This window comes from Prevotella rectalis, assembly GCF_900607215.1.
Taxonomy (GTDB): Bacteria; Bacteroidota; Bacteroidia; order Bacteroidales; family Bacteroidaceae; genus Prevotella; species Prevotella brunnea.
Genome location: NZ_LR027822.1, coordinates 113838 through 137627 on the forward strand (window position 1 = coordinate 113838; position 23790 = coordinate 137627).

The 23790-nt window shown below is 43.9% G+C and carries 24 protein-coding genes and 1 pseudogene; 7 read left to right on the forward strand and 18 right to left on the reverse strand.

The window, feature by feature from the left end:
* Window positions 1–1221: a site-specific integrase gene (locus E0E16_RS08790; RefSeq protein WP_130830000.1), complete on the reverse strand. Its 1221-nt coding sequence runs from the start codon at window positions 1219–1221 to the stop codon at window positions 1–3.
* Window positions 1222–1510: 289 nt separating this feature from the next.
* Here E0E16_RS08790 and E0E16_RS08795 point away from each other — a divergent pair.
* Window positions 1511–3040: pseudogene (locus E0E16_RS08795) on the forward strand (helicase-related protein); the annotation flags it as partial.
* A gap of 60 nt (window positions 3041–3100) precedes the next feature.
* Here the strand turns inward: E0E16_RS08795 and E0E16_RS08800 are convergent.
* The 8 genes from E0E16_RS08800 to E0E16_RS08835 form a co-directional block, all read right to left on the reverse strand.
* Window positions 3101–4006, reverse strand: coding sequence for a nucleotidyl transferase AbiEii/AbiGii toxin family protein (locus E0E16_RS08800; RefSeq protein ID WP_130830002.1), 906 nt, complete (start codon window positions 4004–4006; stop codon window positions 3101–3103).
* The gene (locus tag E0E16_RS08805) at window positions 3999–4763 is read right to left on the reverse strand and encodes a type IV toxin-antitoxin system AbiEi family antitoxin domain-containing protein (protein ID WP_036866806.1); all 765 of its coding nucleotides are present in this window, start codon (window positions 4761–4763) and stop codon (window positions 3999–4001) included. Before E0E16_RS08805 ends, E0E16_RS08800 begins: the two co-directional genes overlap by 8 nt.
* Window positions 4764–4953: 190 nt before the next feature.
* The gene (locus E0E16_RS08810) at window positions 4954–5262 is read right to left on the reverse strand and encodes a helix-turn-helix domain-containing protein (protein WP_130830003.1); all 309 of its coding nucleotides are present in this window, start codon (window positions 5260–5262) and stop codon (window positions 4954–4956) included.
* Window positions 5250–7310: a bifunctional DNA primase/helicase gene (locus E0E16_RS08815; RefSeq protein ID WP_130830004.1), complete on the reverse strand. Its 2061-nt coding sequence runs from the start codon at window positions 7308–7310 to the stop codon at window positions 5250–5252. The genes E0E16_RS08810 and E0E16_RS08815 overlap by 13 nt, the downstream gene beginning before the upstream one ends.
* Entirely contained in the window at window positions 7307–7687 is a 381-nt protein-coding gene (locus E0E16_RS08820) for a MerR family transcriptional regulator (protein ID WP_004365032.1), read from the reverse strand. The genes E0E16_RS08815 and E0E16_RS08820 overlap by 4 nt, the downstream gene beginning before the upstream one ends.
* A 6-nt stretch (window positions 7688–7693) precedes the next feature.
* A complete protein-coding gene (locus E0E16_RS08825) occupies window positions 7694–8029 on the reverse strand; it encodes a helix-turn-helix domain-containing protein (protein WP_130830005.1) in 336 nt (111 codons plus the stop codon).
* Between the two features lie 464 nt (window positions 8030–8493).
* Complete coding sequence (locus E0E16_RS08830) at window positions 8494–9771, reverse strand: site-specific integrase (RefSeq protein ID WP_130830006.1); 1278 nt, start codon at window positions 9769–9771, stop codon at window positions 8494–8496.
* 52 nt (window positions 9772–9823) lie between these two features.
* Window positions 9824–11053 carry a site-specific integrase gene (locus E0E16_RS08835; protein WP_130830007.1) on the reverse strand — a complete coding sequence of 410 codons (1230 nt, stop codon included), beginning with the start codon at window positions 11051–11053 and terminating at the stop codon, window positions 9824–9826.
* 15 nt (window positions 11054–11068) lie between these two features.
* Between E0E16_RS08835 and E0E16_RS14400 the strand changes: the two genes are divergently transcribed.
* The gene (locus tag E0E16_RS14400; RefSeq protein WP_255418164.1) at window positions 11069–11200 is read left to right on the forward strand and encodes a hypothetical protein; all 132 of its coding nucleotides are present in this window, start codon (window positions 11069–11071) and stop codon (window positions 11198–11200) included.
* A 737-nt stretch (window positions 11201–11937) separates the two neighbouring features.
* Here E0E16_RS14400 and fdxA read toward each other — a convergent pair.
* A complete protein-coding gene (gene fdxA, locus E0E16_RS08840) occupies window positions 11938–12105 on the reverse strand; it encodes a 4Fe-4S ferredoxin (protein WP_130830624.1) in 168 nt (55 codons plus the stop codon).
* A 219-nt stretch (window positions 12106–12324) separates the two neighbouring features.
* Here fdxA and porT point away from each other — a divergent pair, with 219 nt between their 5' ends.
* The gene (gene porT, locus E0E16_RS08845) at window positions 12325–13071 is read left to right on the forward strand and encodes a type IX secretion/gliding motility protein PorT/SprT (protein WP_130830008.1); all 747 of its coding nucleotides are present in this window, start codon (window positions 12325–12327) and stop codon (window positions 13069–13071) included.
* A gap of 99 nt (window positions 13072–13170) precedes the next feature.
* On the opposite strand, the gene E0E16_RS08850 is transcribed toward porT, so the two are convergent.
* Together E0E16_RS08850 and E0E16_RS08855 are read right to left on the reverse strand one after the other, a co-directional pair.
* Window positions 13171–14007 carry a bifunctional metallophosphatase/5'-nucleotidase gene (locus E0E16_RS08850; RefSeq protein ID WP_130830009.1) on the reverse strand — a complete coding sequence of 279 codons (837 nt, stop codon included), beginning with the start codon at window positions 14005–14007 and terminating at the stop codon, window positions 13171–13173.
* On the reverse strand, window positions 14004–14825 hold the full coding sequence (locus tag E0E16_RS08855) for a 5'-nucleotidase C-terminal domain-containing protein (protein ID WP_130830010.1): 822 nt from the start codon (window positions 14823–14825) through the stop codon (window positions 14004–14006). The genes E0E16_RS08850 and E0E16_RS08855 overlap by 4 nt, the downstream gene beginning before the upstream one ends.
* Window positions 14826–15128: 303 nt before the next feature.
* Here E0E16_RS08855 and rplS point away from each other — a divergent pair, with 303 nt between their 5' ends.
* A complete protein-coding gene (gene rplS / locus E0E16_RS08860; protein ID WP_130830011.1) occupies window positions 15129–15491 on the forward strand; it encodes a 50S ribosomal protein L19 in 363 nt (120 codons plus the stop codon).
* 78 nt (window positions 15492–15569) lie between these two features.
* Here rplS and E0E16_RS08865 read toward each other — a convergent pair whose 3' ends face one another.
* Window positions 15570–15854, reverse strand: a complete 285-nt coding sequence (locus E0E16_RS08865) for a hypothetical protein (protein WP_130830012.1) — start codon at window positions 15852–15854, stop codon at window positions 15570–15572.
* A 177-nt stretch (window positions 15855–16031) separates the two neighbouring features.
* Here E0E16_RS08865 and E0E16_RS08870 point away from each other — a divergent pair, with 177 nt between their 5' ends.
* Both E0E16_RS08870 and E0E16_RS08875 read left to right on the forward strand, forming a co-directional pair.
* A complete protein-coding gene (locus E0E16_RS08870) occupies window positions 16032–17213 on the forward strand; it encodes a phosphoribosylaminoimidazolecarboxamide formyltransferase (RefSeq protein ID WP_130830013.1) in 1182 nt (393 codons plus the stop codon).
* 73 nt (window positions 17214–17286) lie between these two features.
* Window positions 17287–17472 (forward strand): hypothetical protein, encoded by a 186-nt coding sequence (locus E0E16_RS08875; protein WP_130830014.1) that lies wholly within the window; start codon window positions 17287–17289, stop codon window positions 17470–17472.
* Between the two features lie 665 nt (window positions 17473–18137).
* Here the strand turns inward: E0E16_RS08875 and pgeF are convergent.
* The 4 genes from pgeF to hpt all read right to left on the reverse strand — a co-directional run bounded on the left by pgeF (window position 18138) and on the right by hpt (window position 21336).
* A complete protein-coding gene (gene pgeF / locus E0E16_RS08880; protein ID WP_130830015.1) occupies window positions 18138–18950 on the reverse strand; it encodes a peptidoglycan editing factor PgeF in 813 nt (270 codons plus the stop codon).
* Entirely contained in the window at window positions 18943–20112 is a 1170-nt protein-coding gene (gene obgE / locus E0E16_RS08885; protein ID WP_130830016.1) for a GTPase ObgE, read from the reverse strand. The genes pgeF and obgE overlap by 8 nt, the downstream gene beginning before the upstream one ends.
* Window positions 20113–20224: 112 nt before the next feature.
* Window positions 20225–20797, reverse strand: coding sequence for an adenylate kinase (locus E0E16_RS08890; RefSeq protein WP_130830017.1), 573 nt, complete (start codon window positions 20795–20797; stop codon window positions 20225–20227).
* Window positions 20797–21336, reverse strand: coding sequence for a hypoxanthine phosphoribosyltransferase (gene hpt / locus E0E16_RS08895; RefSeq protein WP_130830018.1), 540 nt, complete (start codon window positions 21334–21336; stop codon window positions 20797–20799). Before hpt ends, E0E16_RS08890 begins: the two co-directional genes overlap by 1 nt.
* 90 nt (window positions 21337–21426) lie before the next feature.
* Between hpt and E0E16_RS08900 the strand changes: the two genes are divergently transcribed.
* Window positions 21427–22944 (forward strand): NAD(P)H-hydrate dehydratase, encoded by a 1518-nt coding sequence (locus E0E16_RS08900; protein WP_130830019.1) that lies wholly within the window; start codon window positions 21427–21429, stop codon window positions 22942–22944.
* Between the two features lie 257 nt (window positions 22945–23201).
* Here the strand turns inward: E0E16_RS08900 and E0E16_RS08905 are convergent.
* On the reverse strand, window positions 23202–23790 hold a 589-nt coding region (locus E0E16_RS08905), incomplete at its 5' end, for a transposase (protein ID WP_165444203.1).

The following is a 23790-nucleotide window of genomic DNA, read 5'->3' on the forward strand; positions in this document are numbered from 1 at the left end:
TCAAAGTTTTAAGGTGAATGTATCTTGTATTCGCTGCTGTATCGCTTGCATATCCCGATGGATTCTTTCGGAGGAAACCGCTGCATATACCTGTGTTGTTCTCAGGTTGGTGTGTCCGAGCATACGGCTCACCGTTTCAATAGGAACGCCTGCCGAGAGCGTGATAAGCGAAGCAAAGGTATGGCGAGCCATGTGGAAGGTCAGCGGAGTCTCCATGCCGATGTTTCTCTGTATGTAGTGCATACCATTGAGGACAATGTCGGTGGTCGGCACGTCAAAGACAAAGCCTGCCCTTATCCCTCTATAACGATTCATGATAGTCAGCGCAGGGGGAAGCACCTGTACACGATACGGGGTCTTGGTCTTCATGCGTCTGCCCTTGATGCAGAGTTTGCCTTCTTCAGTGACGATATTCTCCTCCCGAAGATTGCGGACATCTGAGATAGCCAGTCCTGTGAAGCAGGAGAAGACGAACAAATCACGGACAATGCGGTAGTTTTCCCACTCAATCTCCAAGTCAATTATCTTTTGTAGTTCGTCTTGCGTAATGCTTCTCGGTTCGCCTTTTGGTCGCTCGTAACTGTAGCCCAAGAACGGATAGAAGTCCAGCACGCCTTTCTTCACCGCCATACGGACGATGGTCTGCAAGGTGGACAAGGTACTCAATATGCTGCTGCGTTTCAGTTTTCGGTCAATGGTGAGATAATACTCGAAACCCTCGATAAAGGCTTTGTCCAACTGTGAAAGGGGAATATCGCTTACTTTATGTTTTTTTTGCACATACTCACGGAGCAAGGAGAGCTGGTAGGTACGAAGTTTGAACGTCTTTAAGGCTCGGTCGATGCCTATGCGCTCCTTTGTCTGTGTGAGATACTCCCCGAAACTCTCCAAGAGCAAGGCTTGACAGTGGATTTGCCCCTGATAGGCATCCCTCACATCGGTGGCGGTAAAGGATTCTTCTCTTTCACAGAGTTCGTGAAAGCGTGTGTGGATAAGTGCGGTGCATTCACCAAGTTTCTGATTGACGGACACAGCCATGCTGCTCTTGCCGATGAGCCTTTGCTTACGACTGTCCCAAAGAGTAAGCGGAGTTTTGCATTTGGTGGAGAAGCCCGAATGGGTTCTGCCAACGGAGATTCGCCCGATGACAGGCACAAGTCCTTTCTTGTCGGTTCGTTTCGCCTGAACGAAGAACGATACTTTGAGTTTGTTTTCCTTCATTTTTTTCTGTCGTTTTTTCAAAATTTCCTTTGCTTGCAAAGGTACAGATGAACAAGTATTCCTGAGCGATGCAGAAAAATGAAAGATGAAGAATAAAAACCTATGATACAGTTGTTTACCTTCAATTCGTAACCCCTTTTTGCTTTTTCCTTGATGGGTTACGATTTGGTAACGGAACTCCTGCCGTTTGATGCTTCCTTTCGCCTAACTCGATAATGGCATAAAAATGCTAAATGATGATATTTCAAATAGTTACATTCCTTGCTTTTCCCTCTGTTTCCCTTGATTCTTAACAACTGATTATGCTCGAAAGATGAGCTTAGATTTACGCATGATTGATGAAAATGGGTACTCAGACCATATCGACAACAAGGCAAGCCATTGTGCGAAACTCTTGAATGACTATTACCAAAAGTATGATGCACAAAAGGGAACGCAGTTTGTTTTCTCTGATTTGGGGACTTACAAGCCCGGCGGAGACTTCAATATCTATTCGGAAATCAAGAGAAAATTGGTAGAGGACTACCATATCCCGGCATACGAGATACGTTTTATTCAGGAGTGCAAGAACGAGAAAGCAAAGAAAGCAATGGTGGATGCCATGAACCGTGGCGACATTCGCATTATCTTCGGTTCTACCTCTATGTTGGGAACTGGAGTCAATGCCCAGCAACGGGCTGTTGCGGTCCATCAACTCGATACACCGTGGCGACCGTCAGACCTTGAGCAACGCAATGGGCGTGCCATCCGAAAAGGAAATCTTGTTGCCAAGGAGTTTGCGGACAACAAGGTCGATGTCATCATCTATGCCGTAGAGCGTTCCTTGGATAGCTATAAGTTCAATCTGTTGCACAACAAACAGCTCTTTATCAACCAGCTAAAAACAAACACTTTGGGTAGCCGTACCATTGATGAGGGTTCGATGGACGAGGATAGTGGTATGAACTTCTCAGAATATGTAGCAGTACTTTCAGGCAACACCGACCTTTTGGAAAAAGCGAGACTTGACAAGAAGATTACCACCTTGGAATCCGAGCGTAAGAACTTCCTCCGTGAGCGTGATGCAGCGACGGGCAAGCTGGCAGAGATTGAGAGTTCCGTGTCCTTCCATTCCGACAAGATTAAGGAAGCTAAAGCTGACTTGGCTTGCTTTGAGCAGCGTGTGGAACGGGACAAGGAGGGACTGCCCGTCAATAAACTGACAATCAAAGGTGTAGAGGACAGCACCGACATAAAGGTCATCGCCGCCCGTCTGCATGAGATAGAGGAAAAGGCTCGTACCAAGAGCGAGTACAACAAGATTGGCGAGGTTTACGGCTTTTCCATCATGGTCAAGACGGAGAGCACTTCCAAGGACTTGTTCGACTGCTCGGTGAACCGCTTCTTTGTCAAGGGACAGGAAAGCATCTACTATACCTATAATAACGGTAAGTTAGCGGCAGACCCGAAACTTGCCTGCGAGAACTTCGTAAATGCCTTGGAGCGTATCCCTAAGGTGGTAGAGTCGCATGAGAAGGAAATGGCAAAGGTTGTTGCAAATAAAGAAGTTTATACTAATATTGCTAACAGTTCTTGGAAGAAAGAGAATGAGCTTCGCTCACTTAAAAGTGAAGCTGCTGAATTAGACAGAAAGATTGCGCTTACCCTTGCTCCACCAGAGGGGGAAAAAGAGGAAAAAGAGGAAACAGAAGAAATGAAGCAAGGAGAGGATTTATCCGACCATTATCATTCTGGAGGAGTAAAGAATGAAAGCGATCTTGTCCAAGACAGAGAAGATAATAGCCGTTTACAGAGTTTTAGACCCAAATGGAGGCACTAAGCACATGCCGAGAGGCTAAATAAAAGTCAGACATCCGTATTGAATGTCTGACTTTTATCATTATACCTGCAAATAACTTTTTAGCTTATCTATTACTTCTTTGTGCTTATCGGGAGTCTGTTTCTTAAGTTTACCTATATTCAGTAGTTTCCATTGTACAGATGGATATTGGCTTAAATCACCTGCGCAACATTTCTCCCACTGTGGTGTTCCCTCCTCAAAGGAAACGAGGAATTCCTTGTCTGTATTTGTAAGGCTGTCATTTACCTTTTTAATAATGGATTTACGAGCCTGCTCATAGTCTGTATATGTAAATGGAATATCTGACATTCCCTTGAATTGGTTTTCAAGTGCCTCCTCTTGGTTTATGTTATTAGGAGACAAGGATTCCACGATAGGCTTGTCGCTTCCCAATAAGCATAAGATGAGTCCGCCTTTTACACTTTCAAGCGTTTGGTCTTTCATGTATTTGCAGTCAAACATGTCACGTGGATGCTGGCGGCTGAGGGCGGCCGCAATCTTCCCCCCATAAAGTTGAGAATAAGGAACTATACGTGCCTTACAGCTGGCTTGGAACTCTTTCTTTGCTTTCGGACAGAGTTCCATAATTTCAACCTCTCCAAGTATGCCCCGTTTTGTACCATTTACCTCTATTTTCACCGTAGCACCATCATGCGTGCACTGCAATTTCCATACTTCGGATTTATGTACCACATGTATTCCGGGAATGGCACGTTCTATACTAGTTTTCAGTTCTCCAAGATGTTGATTTATCTTTTCCAAACTCGCTGTGCGTGGCTCTATCGGAATATAGGTGAGGTCAATATCAACCGAGTAACGCGGCATATTCTGGTGGAACAGGTTAATAGCCGTACCTCCATGAACAGCAAAGTCCGTTATCTTGTAAACCAAAGGCAGAATGCGTAGTAACAATGCCACCTGTTTTTTATATTGCTGGTTATTCATAATCATTTAAATCTTTTGGGACAACCATCTTATATTTACTGATATATACACCCGACTTAACCAATTGAAGCTTGTGTGTCCCCAACTCAATTTTTGTAAGGTCTAACTCTTCATACCAATAATGCCCTGCCTTTTCAGCCATATATAGAAACAATCTCTTCATCTTGTAGTGTTTTGTCGTCTCTAATAACGATTGAACAATATTAGAGCGCAGAGTAGTCAGTTGTTCCATGATATAGAATAAATCCATATAATCATATTGGCGTGGTGCAAGCAGCAGACATTCCATAAAGGCCTGCTCAGGGGAGGATATAAGCAGCCTCCAGTCCAAGTATGTTAAAGTTGTTATCTGTGCACTGATAAACACCTCTGTCTTGAAAAACTTAAATTCACGGTCGAAAATGTCATGCTTCATCCATTGTGGCATTTTATCACTTGCCGTTGATACCATTAACAGGGGTTTGCCCATAGGAACATAATGGTTGAAGCCCCAAAGCTCCAAAGCAGAATGCGCTGCAACACGAAAACTCTTTCCTACTTGTTCGTTAAAGGACTGCAAAGCACCAAAAGCGGACAGCGTGTCACCTGTGCGGTACATGACTCCCTTACATAGAGAGGATAACCAACCGGAAGAACGATATCTGCTCAACAACTGCCTGGAATAGCCATGCTCTACGAGCCATGTCGCAAACAGCAATCCGTTCTTTTGCCCAGATTGAAGCATTTGGTTTATTTTTTTTCCTTTTAGTACACTCATAGTTTACTTGCTGTAATTAAAACCAACCGCAAAGGTACAAAAGACTTTACTAATTACAGTTGATTGGTTGAATTATTTTCCTGAAAGTAAACTAATAGTTGACTTGTAGGATAATATTTCAACCATAGTGAGGAAAAAGAGGATGAAATAAAACATGAACATTTCCAACATACCTGTATAGAACTGACTTCTACCAACCTTCTCGCTTCCGTACCATTTCATCTATCTCCTCCCGAAGGAAAAGTAATCTGCCATTGGCTTTGAGATAAGGAATTTTCCCTGCCCAAACCCAATTATAGATGGTCTTTTGTTCCACTTTGAGTATCTTGGACACATCTATGATATCCAAATATTCGGGTTTCAATGGTGGATGGACAGACGTATCGACGGATTGTTCTTGCAGAATAAGCAGACGGTCGAGTTTGTCCTCGACATTCATGAGCTTATCGAACAGGCGTTTTTGCCAAGTGTCTTCTGTATTATAGTTTATGAACGACATAATTCTCCTTTTTGATAGTTGCCATTGATATCCTGTGCCAAAATATGCTGTTCTTTCATGTAGGCGATGTACTTCTTTGCGGTTCTATCCTTTATTTCCATTTCTCGCATCAGAACATCACAAAGTTCCTGATAGGTGAGCTTGAAAGAATTTCGGAAGGCTTCCCTTATAACGCCAACGAGTTCATCGGTCTTACGCTTTTCCTTGTCCTCCTTGGACTTCTCACCACGATAGACGTGCATATCCTCTGCCTTGTCCCATCCAAAAAGCATCATCGGTACGTCCAACGGGCTTCCGTCACGGACTTTCAGAGCTTTCACCACCGAGTATTCAGGATTATCATCTTTCTCTATGGAGAGAATGCCTGCCGCCTTGCGTTGAAGTTCGGAGCCAATATGCCCACGGAGTTTGATACCATTCGGCACGAAGTGCAGTACGCAGATGATGCAGGTGTTGTAAATCCCTGCCAGACGGTAAAGCTCATCCACGATGGCAATGCTTTCCGTTTCATCGTTGGCGGAACGTATCAAGTCAGCTATGCCGTCAATCACCACAAGATGGATGCCCCCATGCTTGTGATGAAACAGGTCCATACTTTCACGGATAAGTTTCAACCGGTCTTTGCGGGAAAGCGAAGCGAGATACAGAGAATGATAATATTCAGGTACTGCTGCCAGAGAAGCCCTGCGCAATGTCTTGCCCAAATTCTTGTGGAGTTGTGCCTCGGACTGCTCCGTGTCATAGTGCAGAACTGCCAAACCTTTGGGATTGGCGGTAATCTCTAATCCCAAGGTTTTCTCTATTGGCAGTTGTTCTTCTCCCAATGTTCCAGCAAGAATGGCTCCTACATAGTTACTCTTGCCCGTACCTTCTCCTCCAGTGATGCAGAATAGGTTATCCTGCGTGCCGAGTGGCACACCGTTTACTGCTACTACTGATTTGGAAATGTCTGGTGGATTCTCATAGTCAATTTCACAGGAACGTAACATCATCATGGTTTGGCTGTATAGGTCTGTAAACATTTTGGCAAGTAAATCCTTCAGTTCCGTTGCTCCATTTCCTAAAGCAAAGAAATCAGAAATATCCTTTTCCGTCTTGGTTCCACTAAGTGGAAGTGTAAGATTCAACACTTTGAATTCTACAAAATGTTCAGCCTGTTTATGCGCCTCCCTTACACCTGTTTCATCCGCATCATACAAGAGTATGATATGCCGAAAGCGAAGTTGAAGGCTCTCAATGATGCTTGTCGGTATTTGTGCTGTTTCACTGTTGAAACATATCGCATTGAAGCCGTGTGCATATAACGAGAGCACATCCTTTTCTCCACCTGTGATGAAAAGAATATCACCTTTGGTGGGAATCTGCTCCATACCGAAGCAATAGGTGACTGGCATCCTTCCACCATAGAGGAAGCGGATTTTCGGACTGTGTGGTCGGTATATCTTTACATAGCCGTTTCCGATATAGGCAAATATCGGTTCTGTCGGTGAACTGTGAAGTTCAAACTTCTTGCCCTCGGCAGATACGCTCTCATACCGTTTAAGACTCCGTACCCGAAAAAGCCGGAGTGTATCTTCATGAATGCCATAATGCGCCCAATAGTTCAGCAATCCATCGTCAAATGGCTGTATCTCGAAACTATATGGGCGTTCTTCCGTACACTTGATGATTTCAATCGTAGGACTGGAGGCTTTAGAATTTTTATATGACGGTGTGATATGTTTGTTATGCTTTTCAGCATCACATAAAGAATACAATCCAAGTTCTTGTACGATGATTTCCAAGACCTCGGGAAAACTCGTTTTCAGATTCAAACTACGCAACGTTGCCACAAACCAGAAGCAATCCCCTGAATAGGTGGTATCGCCATGATCATAGAATTTATAAGAAGAAGTTTTCCTATCATAGTAGATATGACAGGAAGCCCGTCTGTCGTCATAAAAGGGGCTACGGAAGTTTCGGTGAAGATTCACCTCAAAACCAAGGAAATGGGAAAATACATCCAAACCTCCTTGGGTAAGCAAAAGAATCTGTTCTTTTTCTATCATAGTTGTCTGTTTTTAGGGTTAAGACATGAACTCATGATAAGATTGTCCTTAAAACGATTGAGCCTACCAAGAACCTCGTCATTCCTCATACCTGAAACACGGAGGCGGTTGCATTTCGTGGCAATCACGATAGACTTGAAAAAATAACGCACATCACCACCTTCTGTGTAGCGATACCGCACCAACTGCTTCTTGCGCCAACGGTAAAGGGTGGACTCTGAAACATTCAGAGTCCCGATAAGGTCTTTCGTGGTCATCTCCAGCTCATCATCTATATCTTGGATAAGATGAGAGGTGCGCTCAACATACTGTTCAATTCGGTTGAGCCTATCTATCAGTTCCTGATAGGCTTGGCTTTCTACTGCTATTATTTCCATCAGCCTTTATAATTTGGTTTGTAAGATAATGTGCTGCGGTCCCAATTCCTTGGCGAGATCCATTATCTTTCCATAAGTCTCTTCGTCAAACACGTCTATGCCCAGTCGGATAAATGGGGGTGGTATTTCTCTTCTTCTCCTTGCAATGGATGCAAGCAGATCGTCCTCATCCATTTCCAAAACTTTGGCATAGCTGCAAATTTGTACTATACTCATGGATACGGCTCCCGTTTCCCATCTTGAGATGGTACTTGAGCTAACTTTCAGTTTTTCAGCGATATACTCCTGTGAGTATCCTTCATGCTCTCGCTTTTCCTTTAGGGTTTTGTGCAACTGTTTCATATGTATAAAGTTACAAAGACACCTAAATTTGAGCAACCCGCCACATTCAAATGTTTGCATCCCATGCAAGGTGGCTTGCATTAGGTGCAGATGAATATGATGGGCGATGTCAACATGGGATGATTTAATTGGTTTGTTTTCTAGAATTCATAAACGAAAATACATTGTAATAACAATCATTCCAGAACAAAATCAAATAATTTTGAGAAAATCCCTCCAGTGCAAGGTGCAAGTCCCCTTATATATAGGGACTTGCACCTTGCACTGGAAAGTGTAGCAGTAAAATATCTAAATCTTTATGGTACAAAGATTTGGAGGTTAGTACAATTTTATATACTTTTGTACCCAAGAAAAGAGAGCAGTTGTGCTTTCAACAGGTAGTCAGAATGGTAGTCATCAAGCGGTCAAAATACTGCTACAAAAATGCTACACTACCGATTTGTCAAAATTGATAGAACATTTAATTACAACGAGTTAGCAGAGTTTGGTTCATAAACCTCTCTCTCCATAGTTTCCTTTTCCTTTACTGATTGCTTGGCAATGAGCCTGTCCATATCCTCTGATATCTTTTTGTCCGTCACCTGCGCATAAACTTGAGTGCTTGATATGGAGGCGTGTCCCATCATCTTGGCTATACTCTCAATAGGTATTCCTGCGCTAAGGCACATCGTGCCAAACGTATGCCTTGCCATGTGGAAGGAAAGTCTTTGGCGGATACCGCAAGCCTTTCCCACAATACTCAGTTTGGCATCCATGACACTGCGGCTGCAATCACGATGAAAAACAAGGTGGTCGCCTTTTTCTTTCACCGTCTGCTGTACCTCGCTTCTTTCTGGCTCTTTCCGATAATGGCTGATTATGGCTTCCGCTATGGGATGTAACGGCACGATGAACTCAACCTTGGTCTTCTGACGTTCCTTTCTTATATACATCTGTCCATCCGCTGTCGTTTGGATATGCTTGTATTCCAAATTCTCCATATCTGAAATAGCCAAGCCTGTGAAGCAGGAAAAGACAAACATCAGTCTTGCCAGCTCCGCTTCTTTGTCGTTAATCTTCATTGCCATAAGTTTCATCACATCGCTCTTTTGCAAAAAGCGTATCTTCTTTTCCTCTTTCTCATACTTGGCATTCTCAAACGGATTACAGCGGATAATTCTCTTGCTGACCGCACGGAACATTAGTCGGCTCAACCAGCAGAGGTTGCTGTTGACGGTGGATGCTTTTAGTCCACGCTTTTTGAGAAAGAAGCGGTATTCCTCGAACAAGTCCTCTGTAATTGTTCCGATGGATATATCCTGCACTCCTTTGTTTTCTACAAATTCACGGAGATTTCTGTCAGAATAGAACAGGTTCAGATAAGTTCCCTCTGCCCTTGACTTGCCTACGCTCTCCTTGACGGATTGCAATTCTGCCTTACTCATGGCAAGGAGCGTGGTCGGATTGGTGGCAATCCCCTGTAAGCGGTTCTTTACAAGTTCCACACTTACCACTCCATCCTTTACAAGAATGTCCCGATAGGTCTTTTCCACCAAGTCCCTGAACTCAATGATTCTTTGGTTTGTTTTCTTGTTGGTTGTCAACCCCTGCTTGGTGTTCCACTCGGCAGGATGGCACTCTTCGCCTGTGGTAATGGCTGTGTTCTTTCCGTCTATGGTGATACGGCAGAGAATGGCGGTATTGCCGTCTGCCTTTGTTTTCAGTCTGTTGATATAGAACAGTATCTTGAATGTACTTCTCATTGTCTTGGTGGTTTTGAATAATGAATAATGATAAGATAGAAAAAAATAGGAATTAGATTATTAACTGCATATCTTCAGTGAAAGAAAGGAAACGATCAAATTCCTCAAAGAGTTTCTGTGGGGTTACCTTTGCATAACGCTCGGTCATGCTCACGTTGGAATGCCCCAGCATCTTACTAACGGTCTCAATGGGTACACCCTGTTCAAGCGTGATGAGCGTGGCAAATGTGTGCCTTGCCGTATGTGTGGTAAAAGGAAACGAGATGCCTGCACGAAGCCGCAAGGCTTTCAAATAAGATTGGTAAGTGGCATATCCCATGAAAGGGAGCAATGTTTCCCTTTCATCGCTGTGGAGCTTCTCCATCAGCCGTATGGCTTCGGGTAACAGTTTGACACGGCAAGGCACACTTGTCTTCTGACGGTTGAACTTCAGCCAAAGGCTACCCTCGTCATCACGCACAAGATGGGACTTGTCCAGTTCCATCAAATCACAATACGCAGCACCCGTATAACAGGCAAAGAGGAAAATATCCCTTGCCGTTTCCATTTCCTCCTCCAATTCCTCAAAGTGGAGAGTCTTTAACTTCTCAAATGCTCCTCTGTCAAGTGCTTTGGGGAGTTTCTTGTTACCCTTGCTGATTTTTACTTTGTCAAAAAGCAGGATGTCTGCCACCCCCTCACGGTAAGCCTGCCTGCAAACTGTTTTCAAATGGGTGGCGACATTGTAGAATGAGCTCTCCTGAAATCCACACTCTCCCAAGAAGTACTGCTGAAACTCATGGATGAAGTTCTCTGTCAGTTGTGAGAAGGCTAAGTCAGAAACCTTATACTTCGCTTGGATGAACTCCTGCAAGTGGATTCTCGTGGAGTGATAGCTTGCCATTGACTCTTTTCTGATGTCTACACCGATATGACTTTCTTTCTCCTTGATGAGCATATCAAGTCTTTCGATGAGCATGCACCGTGTCTGCACACTCCCTTGAAACTGCTCCTTCACGTCGGTTGCGTCAAATGGGCAACCTCTTGCAAGCAAAGATTGATAAGCTGACTGAATGGACAGCAGCAAATTCTCCAACCTGCCATTCACTTCCACCGCCTCACGACTTTTTCCGTCCATTCTGCTCTCACGGGGATTCCACAGGTCAGGATTACAGGAGAGCTTGCAACTGAACTGCGCGATAGAACGTCCGATGGTTATCCGCCCCATAATCGGAGCCTTACCCGACTTGTCCAGACCGCTCTTTTTGAGGTAGAGCAACACCTTCATTTTTTCTGTTTTCATACGCTTTGATGTTTTGTGGCAAAATTACCAAATTCAAAGCGTTCCTCACTTACGCAGAAAACTGCCGACCGCAGCAACAGCCACACGAGTAAAAATAATTCAGTTACCGAACATTGTTCCATCGTTACCTATGGCAAATTCGGGTAACGGTTTGGTAACTGAACTTCTGCCTAAATCTGCATATTATAACTCTTTTTGAAAAGAGCACTTCTATGCAAATTATTCCGTTTCCTACTCATTATCAGTCAGTTTACACCAACTTCGATATTTCTTCATTTTCGCTGATTAGTTGCACGCTGATTCATGACCTTTTGCATTGCAAAAGCTTACCTTTTGGAAAGCAAAAGCTAAGCTTTGGATAGATGAATGAAGAAAATTTAGGACATTATTGAACTTCTCCCCTGTCTTCGGAAAGGATTTTCGCTTTTTCAAAGCCTCATCTAAATAAAAAATATGCTTATCCTTTATCTTGATTCGGACAGGGACAGGTGTTGATACGAGTTTATTGCGTATGGCTTTTAATTAGTAAACAGCTGAATAACAAACATCTATAGTTGAGTATTTCGAATGGCGTTCATTAGGAAAAAGAATTAAAATAGTTTATAATGACCGATTTAGGTTAATACACAATGGCTTATTTTGTTTTTTTATTCCATTTCTAACACACAACAGATGAAGAGGAAATGGATGTTATCACCTTGAGGAAGACAAGACTTACAACTTGCGTATGAGACAGATTTGCACACTTGTTCGATAGTTGTTTACAAACAAATCAGCTCTTAAAAACATTATCAATCGGTGCGTTTAATCTCCTTCGTCCATTGAAACAAAAAACTGCGAGCTCTTTCGAGTTCGCAGTTTTACCTTTTGACGTTTAGCGTTCCTTATGGAAGGCTGATTGCCTCGTTCGGGCAAACTTCAGCGCATGTTCCACACTCTGTGCATGCATCCGGATCGATCTTATAGATGTCGCCTTCTGAAATTGCACCTACCGGACACTCATCAATACATGTACCACAAGCGATACAGTCATTGCCAATTACGTAAGCCATAATAATTATCTCCTTTGTTTTTATTAATAATGTTTTTGTACAGAATATTTTGATACCTACTTTTAAGTATGCTGCAAAGATAGGAACAATATTTTGAACGTTAGAAGATAATGCTATTTTTTTTAAGTATTTAAACATTATAAAAATAAAAGTGGAAAACATAAGCCGATTGAATCATGCACAATAAGAAGAAAGCTAAAGCGTTATATGAAAGATTATATGAAAAGAACGCTATACATAGTTTGGATGTTATTGTCGGTTATGACGGTTTTTGCGCAGCAGCGAACGGTGCAGAACCGCCCATATACCGATTTAAGAGGGTTTCATTTCGGTGTGATGGTGGGAACCCACCTGCAAGATATGGAATTATTGAATGTTGGTTCGCAAATGGTGGATTTTGAAGACGGAAACGGAATGGTGGAAAAGGTTATTTCTGCCGATCAAGATAGGTGGGACGCCGGTTTCACCGTGGGAGTATTGGGAGAATTCAGACTCAACACCACATTCCAGTTTCGAGTGGCGCCGGCGATGTATTTCGGGACACGCCATATCACATTTCGCAACCATACCGATTTAAACATCGAAGGAAATCCCACGGAACAAACTCAAAACCTTAAGTCGGCTTATGTCGCATGCGCTTTCGATTTGATTGCGGCTGCTCCGCGTTTCAACAATCATAGACCTTACTTGATGCTGGGACTTAATCCGATGTTGAATTTGTCGGGAAAGAATAACGACTACATCAAGTTAAAAGGTGGGGATGTGTTTTTGGAAGCCGGCATCGGATGCGACTTTTACCTTCCGTTTTTCAAGTTGCGCCCTGAAGTGAAGTTCATGTATGGTCTTTCCAACTGTCTTGACACAAAACACTCGAAAGATTTGAAAGATAAAAACATGATTATGTACACCAACTCTGTATCGGAAGCTCACTCAAAGATGATTGCCTTAACCTTCTATTTTGAATAATGAGGGGATGGTACATCACGATTTTCAAGAAAAACGGTCGGTTGTCAGGCATAAAAGCCACATGACAACCGACCGTTTTTTGTGTGCAAAGGACAAGAGTTACTTCCTATTGAGGGTTAATACCATCTTCCCCACATAGATTCCCGACTTCCCATTCTGATCAATACCTACGGGCTTCCCATCTTTGTTATTAACATATAGGAGTTCTTTCAAGAAAGTATGAGAATGACCACCAAGCACTAAGTCGATACCTCGCGTTCCCGCTACCATCTCTTCATCGCTGACACCGGCAATATTCACTCCCAAATGCGAAATGCAAATCACCAAGTCGCAACCTTTCGCTTTCAGTTCATCAGCGCATTTTTGAGCGCAGGCAATGGGATCCATAAATTTCAAGGGTTCATAATTTGCCTCAATCACCAGTCCTCGCAATTCCGGCGACAAACCAAACACTCCTATTTTTATTCCTTTACGATTAATGATGGTGTAAGGTTTTACTATCTCCGCCAATTCCGTTCCCGTGAAATCATAGTTAGCACATACTATAGGATAGTTCAACTGCTTGAACAATCTAATCATGTTCGCCATTCCAAAATCAAACTCATGATTACCAATTGTTCCGGCATCGTACCCCATCATGTTCATGAGTCCCACCTCTACATCGCCTTTATACATTGTGAAATAAGGTGAGCCTTGACAAAAGTCCCCACTATCGAACAGCAACAGATCTGGATCTTTTTCACGTTCGTTTCGCAACATTTCTATTCTGCGCACAAAACCTGCCCGTCCGGCTTTTAGCGTATCGGCCAATGTGGACTTGAAAGGCATAATCTGACTGTGTGTGTCGTTCGTATGCAAGATGGTGAGTTGCTTTCCCTGACCCACTGCCACCAAACTTATCATGCATAGTGTCAGCGACAATATTTGTTTTTTCATTGTTTTTCCTGTTTCTTGTTAATTCCAATTACGCCAATTCTATCATCATTGGGCTTATAGTAAGCGATGCGCCCCTCCGTTGCGCTGTTTACCGTCTTCCCTTCTGCGGTGAGCTGTTTGAAATAATTAAGAATGATATAGCGTGAGTTATTCGATTCGTCTTGCGGAGCGTTAAATTCAGTCTTAAACTTAAACGCCTCCAACTTATCATTGCCTTGTGCCAGATAATCAATGGTCGCAATGCGGTATTTCGCATTTGGATCAATAGGCTTTCCATTCAGGGAAGCATGCAAGAGACGATTGTTCTTGCTCAACATGAGCTCAACACCCTTGCTCACTCCCTCACCGCCGGTGGAGGCTATCTGGCGGAAGAGTTCCATCACCTTATCTCCGGTAAGGGAAAGGAAACAAATCTTGTTTTCAAAAGGCGCGATATCCAGCACATCCCCATAGGTTACGTCCCCTGAGGGCAGATCGGCACGTATGCCTCCCATGTTGTAAACAGCGAAATCCACTTGTTCATTGTAGGCTTTCGCGCCCCAAACCATGATATCCGCTAAAAGGTTAGACAGGTCGCTCTCCGGTCTTCTCGCTTTCATATAGTGATCTGAACGTGCCACGACGGGCTCCATCAGACTATCCACCCGGTATTTGTAAGGCGCGAGGAACGCCATGACGTTCGGATTGGTGGAGCCATCGTAATTACTATCGACAAGAATTCGGCTTCGACTGATAGCTGCCAGCTGATAGTGAGTGGAACATCCCGTAAAAACAAGGAACAATCCGAAACCTATCATCAAAATAAATTTTCTTTTCATTATGTCCTGCAATTATATTTGTGGTAAGAATAAATATCGTATAATCTATCGTTGGAACGAATATGATATTCAATCCGTTGCAAAGATAGCAAAAACTCACCATTATAGAGTGATAAAAAACAGAAGATGATATATTAAAAATGCAAAAATTGTTTAAATGGATATGAAGTAACATATCATATACGTGCGGAATTAAATAAATTATCGTAACTTTGCACCGCTTTTCGGTATAACCGCTGGTCACGGAAGAGTCGTGAGCCATGTTGTATTGGAACGACAAACAATATTTAATTATCAAACAAAATGGATTTAATTAAAGTTGCTGAAGAAGCATTTGCAACCGGCAAGAAGTTCCCGGAGTTCAAATCCGGTGATACTGTAACTGTCGCTTACAAAATCGTCGAGGGTAACAAACAACGTATTCAGCTCTATCGCGGTGTTGTAATTAAAATTAGTGGCGAGGGAGAAAAGAAACGTTTCACTGTTCGCAAAATGTCAGGCACCATCGGTGTGGAGCGCATCTTCCCGATGGAATCTCCAAACATCGATTCCATTGAAGTGAATAAACGCGGTAAGGTGCGTCGCGCAAAGCTTTACTATCTGCGCAAGCTCACGGGTAAGGCAGCACGCATTCAGGAAAGAAGAAAGATTGTTGCCGAAAAGTAAACCTTTCGATAATCCAACAGAATTAAAAAGGTTCGGAATTTTATCCGAACCTTTTTTCATTATCCCCACAACCGGTCATCAGTCTTCATAATTCAATTGTCCGTCGCCATCACCATGGATGGCTTTCTGAAAATCTTTCCAAGACTGAAAGCCGGCAAAAAGCGCCAATCTATCCAATGACTTTTGAGAGGGCTTTTCCTTTGAAACAACATATCCCCAGAGTTTGCGCAACGAACCGGAGCGCAGATGAATATGATGCTTTTCAAGTTTGGCAGAAACTTTCTCAAAGTCGGCTATCATCAAGGAATGACGAGGTGCTTTTCGCCCCCATTCTTCCACCAAATTTCTAACACTCTTACTCATTTTTATCTCTCTAATTTTTCAGATGCAAAAGTACTAAAAGATTATAAATAAAAATAAGAAGCAAGATGAAAATTCAGCAAAAAATCAGAAAACTTGAATAAAACTATCGCCACACGACAGCAGTCTCCGTTCTTTTGACTATCTTTGCAATAATAAATCCATCACGACATTATATATATGAAAGAATTATCACTCAAATACGGATGCAATCCGAATCAGAAACCTTCCAGAATCTATATGGAAGAGGGAGAACTTCCCATCAAAGTGCTGAACGGCAGACCGGGATACATCAATTTTTTGGATGCACTCAACAGCTGGCAACTCGTAAAAGAACTGAAAGAAGCAACCGGATTACCGGCAGCAGCTTCGTTCAAGCATGTCAGTCCCGCAGGTGCTGCCATCGGTTTACCGCTTAACGACACGCTGAAAAAGATATATTTTGTAGATGACATTGATTTTGAGCTCACCCCTTTGGCAGTGGCTTATGCCCGTGCAAGAGGTGCCGACCGCATGTGCTCTTATGGTGATTTCTGTGCTCTCAGCGATATATGCGATGAAGCTACAGCCCGACTCATCAACCGCGAAGTAAGCGATGGAGTAATCGCGCCAGGTTATTCAGCGAAAGCATTGGAAATATTGAAGCACAAGCGCAAAGGGACATATAATATTATTGAGATGGATCCCAAGTATCGCCCTGCAACCATAGAGCACAAACAGGTATTTGGAATAACATTCGAACAAAGTCGCAACGAAGTAAAGCTTTACGTCCCTGAATTGTTTGAGAATATCCCTACAAAAAACAAGGACTTTCCGGAAGAAGCAAGACGCGACCTCATTATATCGCTCATTACCCTAAAATACACACAGAGCAATTCAGTATGCTATGTGAAAGACGGACAAGCCATCGGCATCGGAGCGGGACAACAAAGCCGCATTCACTGCACACGATTGGCAGGCAACAAAGCTGATGAATGGTGGCTCCGCCAATGCCCAAAGGTAATGAACCTTCCATTCAAAGCCGGCATACGAAGAGCCGATCGCGACAATTCCATCAATATTTATATCTCGGATGAATACGAAGACATACTAAAAGAGGGAATATGGCAACTCTTCTTCACGGAGAAACCGGAGCCGCTGACAGCAGAAGAACGCAAAGAATGGCTCGCACAAAATAAGAAAGTGGCTTTGGGTTCTGATGCTTTCTTCCCCTTCGGCGATAACATTGAGCGTGCGCACAAGAGCGGAGTGGAATACATCGCACAAGCAGGTGGGAGCATCCGCGACGATAATGTCATCGATACCTGCGACAAATACGACATCGCGATGACATTCACCGGTATAAGATTATTCCATCATTAATTCCCATATTCCCCACTCCTTGTTATAGGGAATGGGGAATGTATGCCGAATTTACCCACCTAATATAATAAAGATGAGCGACATTGACGAAATAATCGAGAGTGGAATGGTTTTTAAGGGTGCGCCAAAGTCCAAGAAAGCCGAAGACAAGATCAAGACCAAAGCAAAAAAGAAGAAATACATCACGGGGGCTCACGGCTCGGGAAGTGCGAAACAAAAAGCGAAATATCGCCAACAACGAGCCAACAGGCACAAATAGCCTCATGAGGAATAAAGTTTAGCCCAAATCGGTCATTAGGATTTTTCTTTGTCGCACGACAAAGAAAAATCTTTCATCTTGTTCCAATGGTGTCCTGAATGATTTTGTTGAAACCTCACGCAAAGTTGCATCAAGTCATGCGACTTGACGTATTTTGTTCCAATCTCGAATAGCACAAATTTCCTCATGCCTCCAATTCGTATTCGGATGATGGCAAACAGACGCTTGATAGCGCACATTCGACTCAACCATCACCACGAAATTATATTACAAAAACCACACCCGAAGTACACCTCATAACTTATTGATAATCAGAATGATATTAATTACGATTTAAAAGCTTACCTTTTGCACTCCGATTCATGACCTTTTGCATTGCAAAAGCTTACCTTTTGGAAAGCAAAAGCTAAGCTTTGGATAGATGAATGAAGAAAATTTAGGACATTATCGAACTTTTTCCATATCGCCGGGAAGGATTTTCGCTTTTTCAACGAACCGACTAAACAAAGAGAATATGCTTGTCTTTTATCTTGATCCGGACAGGGGCAGGGGTTGATGCGAGTTTATTGCGTATGGCTTTTAGTTAGTAAACAGCTGAATAACAAACCCATATAACTGAATATTTCCGATGGCGGTCATTAGAAACAAGAAGTAAAACAATTACTTTACTTTATGATAATGCCGTTGTAAATTCTACCGGAGCGGATGCCCAATCTTCGTGCCGAGAAGTAATCATCCACCATATCGTAGGTACAAATACCTGTATCAAGGATATTTTCGGCAACAAGTCCTGCTCTTTCCAAATCCAATTGATTACACATCCGGATATCAAGATGCCATTTCATTTCCGGTTCTTCAGCATTCAACCCGAAAGCAGGGAATTGTTTTGCAATGGCAGTCATATCAAAGCCGGCAGAAGCAAAAGCGTCATAGACCTCTTGCCCCACCTCAAAGTTCTCTATTGAGATTCCCGGACCTATCACCGCCTTTAAGTCCTTAGGCTCAGAGCTAAATCCAACAACCATTTCCCGAATTGTTTTCCACACTATATGTCGTAAAGTGCCACGCCAGCCGGCATGAATGGCAGCTGTCGCACGCTTTCTCTCATCATAAACAAGCACGGGAATACAATCCGCCGTCGAAACACCGATACAAACTCCCGGCACATTGGTCATCACGGCATCAACACCATCAAGTATCTTATCACGAGTGATTTGCGACAACGTGAAAAACTCTTCCTCAATACGGCGCGAATCAATCTTATGAATCTGATGCGGAACTATTAGTTTATCAACGGATAGTCCCAACGCTTCAGCCAACGCCTCGCGGTTGGTCGCCACATTTTTAACATCATCGCTACAATACCTATTAATATTGAACTCGGCATGACGTCCCCTGCTCACTCCTCCGTGTCGCGTACTACTGAAAGCCACAATCTCCGCACCCAAATCGTAATAATGTAACTTTGGTTTAATCATCCGTATATTCAAAGTCGTCAAGTTCTTCGATATCATCGATTTCCTCTTCGCTTACACTATCGATTTCTTCCACGTCCGCTCCTTCAGCGTGTATCTCAGCTTCAAACCGTGTCATATCCTTATCGCGATGCACCAACGTGTCCTCCGACGTGATATCTTGCAACTTATTGCTTTCTGCATTGAGCTCTTTCCAAAGTAAATCCTTCAGGCTGTTCAATCCCATTCCTGAAACAGCCGATATAAAAACCGTTGGTAAATCTGTGGGGAGTGTATCTTTCAGCATTTCAATCAACTCATCATCCAACAAGTCGCTCTTGGTTATTGCCAACACCCTGTGTTTATCAAGCATTTCCGGATTGAACTGTCTCAACTCATTCAACAAAATCTCATACTCTTTCTTGATATCATCAGTTTCTCCGGGCACCATGAAGAGCAAGAGTGAATTGCGCTCAATGTGGCGCAGAAACCTCAATCCAAGTCCTTTCCCCTCGCTTGCGCCCTCTATAATTCCGGGAATGTCCGCCATCACGAAGCTTTGGTTATCGCGATAGCTCACGATTCCCAAGGAGGGTTCCATCGTGGTAAAAGGATAATTGGCTATCTTGGGTTTTGCACTCGACAAGGCAGACAGTAAAGTGGACTTGCCGGCATTCGGGAAACCCACCAATCCCACATCAGCGAGCAGTTTCAGCTCAAGAATGACGGTCATTTCCTGCATGGGCTCTCCGGGCTGAGCGTAGCGTGGTGCCTGATTGGTGGCGGTTCTAAACTGGAAATTCCCAAGTCCTCCCCTGCCCCCCTTAAGCAAAACGACCTCCTGTTTATCGAAAGAGATATCGCAGATAAACTTTCCGGTCTCCGCATCGTAAACCACGGTTCCACAAGGCACGTCTATATACATATCCTTTCCATCGGTTCCATGACACTTGTCGCGTCCACCGTTTCCTCCATGCTCGGCATAAACATGGCGTTGGTATCGAAGATGCAACAGCGTCCAATAGTTGTGATTGCCGCGAAGAATGATACTGCCCCCCTTACCACCGTCTCCTCCATCGGGTCCACCGTAGGGATTATACTTCTCTCGTCGAAGGTGCATGGAACCTTTCCCGCCCTTTCCGGAACGGCAATATATCTTTACGTAATCTACAAAATTGGATTCCATATTCTATTTTCTGAAATCTCCCCAAGCTTTTCCGAACAAAGTGGATGCCCCATTTTCTCTCATAGTTTGAAAAAAGGCAGACACCCCATGGAAATGCTTGGGGAGATTTTGTTTACAAATTATCAATTACTTGTGCTATTCTCGCGAATATCTCATCAATGGTGCCCAGCCCTTCCACATGATGGTGGATGCCTTCTTTCTCATACCAATCGATGAGTGGTGAGGTTTGTGTGTGATAAACGTGCAAACGCTTCTTGATGGTTTCCTCGTTGTCATCGGAGCGTCCACACTGCTGACCGCGAAGCAGCAATCTCTTCATCAATTCCTCTTCCGGAACGAAGAGTTCAATCATGGCTGCTACCTTGTGTCCACGCTCAGTGAGCATTTTTTTCAAAGCTTCCGCCTGCGGTATGGTGCGTGGGAAGCCATCGAAGATAACCCCCTTGTGCTCTTTTCCGAAGCTATCGTAAACACTCGCGAGGATATCAATCATCAACTCATCCGGAATGAGCTGCCCATTATCAATGTATCCTTTGGCAGTCTTGCCCAATTCCGTACCATTCTTAATCTCCGCACGGAGCACATCACCGGTAGAGATGTGCTCAAACCCGTACTTTTCAATCATCTTGTCGCTCTGGGTACCTTTTCCCGCACCCGGCGCACCGAAAATCACAATATTCTTCATTATTCTTTTACTAATGTGTAAATATCTCTCAAGTTCCTTCCCTGCTGATCGTAGTCCAATCCATAGCCCACAATAAAATCGTTGGGAATTTCCATGGCGGCATACTCTATGTTCAAGGGTACTTGCAACTTGCCGGGTTTCACCAACAACGAACTGATGTGCATACTGGCGGGGACGCGTTTTCCCAAAGTTTCCATCATGCGTTTCATAGTGGCACCGGTGTCCACAATGTCTTCCACAATAACGACATGCCGCCCACGAATATCCTCGTTCAGTCCTATTACCTCCTTAATCTTTCCCGTTGAAGCCGTGCCTTCGTAAGAAGCCAGTTTCACGAAAGATATTTCACAGGGAATGGTAATAAACTTCATCAAATCGGCGGCATACATGAACGCTCCGTTCAGTACGGCAAGGAACAACGGATTCTTACCTTCCATGTCGTGATTCAGCTTTTCTGCCACATGCCTGACTCTCTCCAGGATTTCCGCTTCGGTGATAGAAGTCTCAAACGTTTTGTCTTTTATTGTTACCCGACTCATTGTACTAACTCTGTTATTTTGCGCAAATTTACGAAATTTATGCCAAACAATCTATAGGATTGACATTTATTTTGTAAATTTGCGTACGTTATGAAGATATTTACAAGTGCTCAGTTACGCGAGCTTGACAAATATACAATTGAACACGAGCCCATTCGTTCGGTAGATATCATGGAGCGTGCCGCCAAAGCAATGACCCATGCCATCATGGAAGAATGGAACACCAACACGCCAATTGTCGTTTTTGCCGGGCCGGGCAACAATGGTGGGGATGCATTGGCAATGGCTCGTTTGTTATTGACGGAAGGCTACAAACCGAAAGTTGTTCTCTTCAACATCTCGGACAAGCTTTCCGAAGATTGTGCCATCAACAAACAACGCCTCGTAGAGATCAAACATTTCAAGGACTTCACTGAAGTAACAACCACTTTCGACCCACCTGAACTAACTGCCGACACTTTGGTCATCGATGGTTTGTTCGGAACTGGCATCTCAAAGCCATTGGCAGGTGGTTTCGCATCGCTCGTGAAATACATCAACCAAAGTCCGGCAAAAGTCGTGAGCATAGACATCCCTTCCGGGCTCATGCCTGAAGACAATTCACTAAACGTTACCGCAAACATCATTCGAGCCGACCTCACGCTGACACTCCATCAAAAGAAACTTTCTTTCTTCTTTAGCGACGCACAAGCCTATTTGGGTAGGATAAAAATACTCGACATTCGCCTGGATCGGAACTTCATAGATAAAACCGAGTGCCAATTTACACTATTGGAGGAAAAAGACATCCGTCCTCTCCTGCTTCATCGCAACGATTTTGCGCACAAAGGACAGATGGGCAACGCGCTCATCATAGCCGGATGCTACGGTATGGCAGGAGCTTCCATCTTGGCAACCAAAGCCTGCCTGAGAGCCGGAGTGGGCAAGGTTACGGTTCACACACCGAAAAAGAATTACGACATCATGCAAATCTCAGTGCCGGAAGCAGTGATGCAGATGGATCATGAGGAAACTGCCTTCTCGGAGGCTGTCGATACTGAAGATTTCGATGCCTTGGGAATAGGTCCCGGCTTGGGACAGATGGAGAACACCGCCATAGCGATGATTTCACAAATACGACGGGCGCAATGCCCCGTGGTGGCAGATGCCGACGCCTTGAACATTTTGGCAAGCCACAGAGCATGGATGCAACAATTGCCAAGAAACATCATCATGACACCACACCCACTGGAATTCGACCGAATCAGCAGTGTTCCCGCCAATTGCGACTACGAACGTCTGCAACAAGCCCGGAACATGGCGCAGGGCATTCACGCTTTCATCCTGTTGAAAGGGCATCGCAGCGCGCTCTGTCTGCCAAATGGCAACGTAATATTCAACTCAACCGGGAATAGCGGCATGGCAACAGCCGGCAGTGGCGACGTGCTCACGGGCATCATCACCGGACTGTTGGCACGTGGCTACAAGCATGCCAACGCCTGTGCAGTGGGAATGTTTCTACACGGATTGGCAGGCGACTTGGCTGCGAAGGAACTTGGAAAGGAAAGCCTTGTGGCAGGCGACATCATCAGGTATCTTCCGGAAGCATTTAAGAAACTAAACGACTAAAATCCGTCTCTTGTCCCACTCGCCTGATTTCTCACAGTGAGGCCTCCATCTAAGGTAAATATTTTTTACAGCCACAATCCAAAGAAAATAATCCCATAACAGATTGTTAATGAATACAATACCCAATTTCTACAAATAGATTGATTTCCGAGTTTCCAATAGCTTACCTTTTGCAGTTCAAAAGCTAAGCTTTTACAGTTCAAAAGCTAAGCTTTTGCAACACGAAACCTTAGCTAGTCGTCCCTCAAGAACTCGACTTACAACCAGCAAAAGGTATTGGATAACACCTTTGTTTCGTTAAAGTTGGAATCCACTCCTTGAATACTCCATTTTATCATAGTTCGAATAAGGCACAAAAGAAGCCGCATGGCTCTTTTGAAGTTGAATGCAGCCGCAGCGAGCATCACGTTGATGGCATCACCCAAGAGACCCTTGTAGAAGTTCCTCCCCAATCGATGATCTGCCTTGCAGTGCCCTATGACAGGCTCTATTCCTGCTCTCTTGCGGAAGAACATTTGTTTTTTCTTTTTCGTGTGTGGCGAGTCGCTTGCCTTGGGAACGCCGGGTATCATGATGTTCGTCTCTCCGCACGTTTCCTGCCCGCGATACCCTCTGTCCCCAGCGAGTCTTTTGATTTTCCTGCCATAGACCCTGCCGACCTGCTCCATTGCCTTGTCTATCGTATGACCGTCGTATTCATTGCGGAAAGATAATGCACCGACAATGAGACCATTCCACAGTCTGACAAGGGAGACTTTATTGCCGAACTCGTATTTCTTGTGGTCCTTCCCCTTGCTGATGCACAACACGTCCGGCTCATGAAGGGAGTAGATCTTGTGACCGTCC